Source organism: Clostridiaceae bacterium (assembly GCA_012840395.1).
Taxonomy (GTDB): domain Bacteria; phylum Bacillota; class Clostridia; order Acetivibrionales; family DULL01; genus DULL01.
Genome location: DULL01000007.1, coordinates 1 through 3,931, shown reverse-complemented (window position 1 = coordinate 3,931; position 3,931 = coordinate 1). Strand labels below are relative to the sequence as shown.

Genomic DNA, 3,931 nt, shown 5'->3' with positions numbered 1-3,931 from the left:
GCCTCTGCAACTAAGGTTACTCCTATATCATCCAACGTCTTCTTTGTGGCTAATATAAATTCGGATATGTCTCTTTTTTCTCTTATTAGTTTTTCTAGCTCTTTTTCAAAACTACTACTGATTTTTTCTATGATTTCCTGTATAATTAGTTTCATAAGAGTATCTCCTTTTCTGTGATTATTGTGGTTCTTCATAAATTACATGATATCACAGGAGAGATACTCTTATCTTTTATTTTTTGGTTTTTTCCCAAAGTAATTTTACACTAACTTTCTTCGGAGTAAACGAATATTTCGGGCGCAATGCAACCATGGCTGATTCTGCAACGATTTGGTGATCCTTTTGCATATCTCCGATATGAGGTATGTAGACTTCATCAGGTTGTGTTTCTTTAATTACATCAAGGATTTTTCTATTAATCTCAAACCTATGTTGTTCCTCAAGCATTACAGAAGGAAATTCTAAGAAAATTGTTTTCTTAACACCAATAGTTTTATGACATGTAACTGTTTCTTTTCTCAGGCATTTCATATACTCATCCGAAAATAGAGGTTTAACTCCACGTGTGACAATACACACAAACACTTCATTACCTTCGGTAACATTTTTAATTATGGTACCACCAACGCCAATGATTTCATCATCCGCATGTGGTGCAATTATTAATAGTTTCATATGCTCATTTCTCTCTCTAAACTAAGAATTATTCCTTAATATGCAACTTTGCAGGTATGCCAAAATATGTGCCTGGAATGTTAATATCCTTAACAACAACCGAACCAGCACCAATGATACAGTCTCCACAGATAAAGATATTGTTGCTTACTACAGCACCAATTCCAACCCATGTTCTTTTACCAATAGACACAGTTCCTCCTAATTTGGCTCCAACAGAAACATGTACATAATCAAATAAAATGCTATCATGTTCAACAACGGACGCCGTGTTTAAAATACAATGCCTACCAACGCTGGCTCCATTGTTTATAACGGAATTCGCCATTATAACCGTTCCTTCACCAATAACTGCCGTTGGAGAAATTACCGCAGTTGGATGAATCGCAGTATACCATTTTAAAGGCAATCGAGATATTTTTTCCCTTATTTCTGCATTTCCTATTCCAATTATAAATTCTAAATTCGGATATTTTTTCGAATCAGCGACTGAGCCAAGTATATTAGTCAAACTCAAATCATCATCAAGGAAGCCAAGAACTTCATCTCCAGAGGCACGAACAATATCAGCTATCACTCTACCATGGCCACTTGCTCCAATAATGATTACTTTTGACATTTTACATTCCTCCTGCAAACATAAGAAAGCAACTTCTAATTACTTCTATTACCCTATCTTGCTGCTCTACCGTCATCTTAATATCCGAGGGTAAACATAAACCACGTCCGAAAATATCTCCTCCGACGTCACCTTCCACACTAATAAAATCATAACCTGAAAATACCGGCTGTAGGTGCATTGGTTTCCATATAGGCCGGGACTCGATGTTTTCCTTCTCAAGCGCCAATCGTATTTTTTCAGGTGATATATTCGCTCCTCTATCTATCGTGATGCAACTCAGCCAGAAGTTGGGTTGGCTACATTCAAGATAGGGATTCATCTTAATCGGCAATCCTTTAAATCCGGATTCATACCTACGATAAATCTTTTCTTTTAAATTCCTATGTTCATCTAGGTGCAGGAGCTGAGCGCGCCCAATTCCTGCGACAATATTGCTCATGCGGTAGTTATAGCCTATCTCGCTGTGTTGATACCAAGGAGCAGGATCACGCGATTGTGTTGACCAGAAGCGAGCTTTTTTTATCCCTTCTTCATCGTCGCTGACCAACATACCTCCTCCAGAGGTGGTGATAATCTTATTGCCGTTGAACGAGAAAATTCCGTACTTGCCAAACGTACCTGTTTGTTTACCTTTATATGTAGAGGAAAGACTCTCAGCGGCATCTTCAATTAAAATTGCACCGTAAGCATCGCAAATAGAACAAATTTCGTCGAGCTTTGCCGGAACACCATACAGATTAGCAACAATCACGCATTTACAAGTGGGGTACTTTTTAAATGCTTTTTCCAAAGCTCTTGGATCCATATTCCAAGTATCTCTCTCGGAGTCAATAAAAACCTGTATTCCGCCTTCATATGTAATCGGATTTACAGTAGCGGCAAATGTCAGATCTGAACAAAAGACAATATCTCCAGGTTTGACACCGGCCAATTTCACTGCTAAATGCAATGCGGATGTGCCGGATACTAAAGCTACTGCATGTTTAATTCCGACATATTTCGCCATTTCTCGCTCAAAACCGTCAACATTTGGGCCTAACGGAGCAATCCAGTTTGTATCAAATGCTTCCTGTATGTACTTCTGTTCATCACCATGCATTGTTGGCGATGATAAATAAATTCTATTTTTTTCACTCATATAATGCCTCTAATCGTAAACTATAAAATCATGTAAACCTTGATGAGTTAAAGATAATAACATAATAGCTATTGTTTTGTAAGGAACTTATCCTCATCGCCAGTAGCTTTATATTCATAAGAATTTTCGGTAAAAAATTGAATAAAAACATCTATTTATATACTGCATTTCATAGTCCTCAACACTCATACGAGGGCTAGAAAAATACATCTTATCCCCCATTAACACTCCTCACAGAATACAATTCTTTCTCTATTTTATATCTAATAACTATATTTTCAATCTCCATTTTTTTCCACCAATATGTATAGCTTTATGTATAGCTTCGCCCTTTCGTGTAAGCTTCCCTTACACTACCTGTCCTTTTCACTATAAAGTCCCGCAACCCTTGACACGCACGAGTCGATGATCAATTCTTACAGGACGTTTATATCTACAACGCTAAGCGAAACCTTCTGTATCTTTCCATCAAAATCAAATTCAACCCAAGCCCGGCGCTTATGCCGATCCAATTTAATTATCTTACCAATACCATCTGATAGTGGTCCATCTACTACTCTAACAATACTTCCCTCTATCAGTGCTTTAGAAGGTCCTATCCTGCCTTTATGCTTGTACACCCAGGAAGCATATTCATAATCTGAACCAACAAGTTCCCTTAAGCCTGTCTGATACTGGAGTATCTTGTATGCTCCTGCTAAATCTCTAATAATACTTAAGTCTGCTTCCTCTTCCAAATATAGAAATACATACCCAGGAATCAGTATTTGCTCCCGTTCTTCCCAAACTCCCTTTCTTTTTTCCTGCACAACACGTACCGGAGCATAAGCTACAGCGCCATTAAACAGTTCAACAGCTCTTCGTGCTATAACGCCCTCAGAGCCTGTTTTACAATATAAACAATAAGCTTTCAAATTTTCCATTTTCCTTCTAAGAACTTAATATGATATAGGATTTATTTTGCCGCTGTAACTTCCGCTTCAATTCTTGCATCTAAAGGCAGCCTGGCTACCTGAACAGCAGATCTTGCAGGAAAGTTCGGGCCGAAATAATCCTTATAAACTTCATTAACGGCTTTAAAATCATTCATATCAGCAAGAAATAAAGTAACTTTCAATACCTGTGTAAGGTCACTTTCTAATTCCTCTAATACAGTTTTAATATTCTTGAATGCTTGATGAGCTTGATCTTCTATACTTCCATCTATTAATTTGCCGTTTTGGGGATCTATTGGCAACATCCCCGAAAGGTATATTGTATCTCTATGTACTACTGCTGTTGAGTATGGCCCTACTGCTTTGGGTCCTTTCTGTGTATTAAATGTGATTTTCCCACTGCTTAACCCCCTTGCTTCTATAATATATATAATATATAATGCCCCCCATTGTCAAGACAATTTTTCAGCTTTTCTAAGTTAGATTCTCCTTTCTTTAAATTTCTATATTTTACATTTATTTACTATGTCTGAGGATGTCAAGGGCGAGCGTAAGCGAGTT

General features: G+C 37.5%; 6 protein-coding genes. All 6 read right to left on the bottom strand.

Annotated features, from left to right (window positions below):
- Positions 1-155: hypothetical protein (locus tag GXX20_00535; GenBank protein ID HHW30154.1), on the bottom strand; the 155-nt coding region annotated here is incomplete at its 3' end.
- 76 nt (positions 156-231) lie between these two features.
- Entirely contained in the window at positions 232-675 is a 444-nt protein-coding gene (locus tag GXX20_00530) for a hypothetical protein (protein HHW30153.1), read from the bottom strand.
- Between the two features lie 28 nt (positions 676-703).
- Positions 704-1,294: an acetyltransferase gene (locus GXX20_00525; GenBank protein HHW30152.1), complete on the bottom strand. Its 591-nt coding sequence runs from the start codon at positions 1,292-1,294 to the stop codon at positions 704-706.
- A gap of 1 nt (position 1,295) precedes the next feature.
- Complete coding sequence (locus tag GXX20_00520; GenBank protein HHW30151.1) at positions 1,296-2,435, bottom strand: aminotransferase class I/II-fold pyridoxal phosphate-dependent enzyme; 1,140 nt, start codon at positions 2,433-2,435, stop codon at positions 1,296-1,298.
- A 416-nt stretch (positions 2,436-2,851) separates the two neighbouring features.
- On the bottom strand, positions 2,852-3,358 hold the full coding sequence (locus tag GXX20_00515) for a hypothetical protein (protein ID HHW30150.1): 507 nt from the start codon (positions 3,356-3,358) through the stop codon (positions 2,852-2,854).
- Between the two features lie 32 nt (positions 3,359-3,390).
- The gene (locus tag GXX20_00510; protein HHW30149.1) at positions 3,391-3,762 is read right to left on the bottom strand and encodes a RidA family protein; all 372 of its coding nucleotides are present in this window, start codon (positions 3,760-3,762) and stop codon (positions 3,391-3,393) included.
- Positions 3,763-3,931 lie beyond the last annotated feature (169 nt).

Coding starts and splice junctions, on each gene's coding strand:
- GXX20_00530 (HHW30153.1), bottom strand. CDS start 675: ATGAAACTATTAATAATTGCACCACATGCGGATGATGAAATCATTGGC.
- GXX20_00525 (HHW30152.1), bottom strand. CDS start 1,294: ATGTCAAAAGTAATCATTATTGGAGCAAGTGGCCATGGTAGAGTGATA.
- GXX20_00520 (HHW30151.1), bottom strand. CDS start 2,435: ATGAGTGAAAAAAATAGAATTTATTTATCATCGCCAACAATGCATGGT.
- GXX20_00515 (HHW30150.1), bottom strand. CDS start 3,358: ATGGAAAATTTGAAAGCTTATTGTTTATATTGTAAAACAGGCTCTGAG.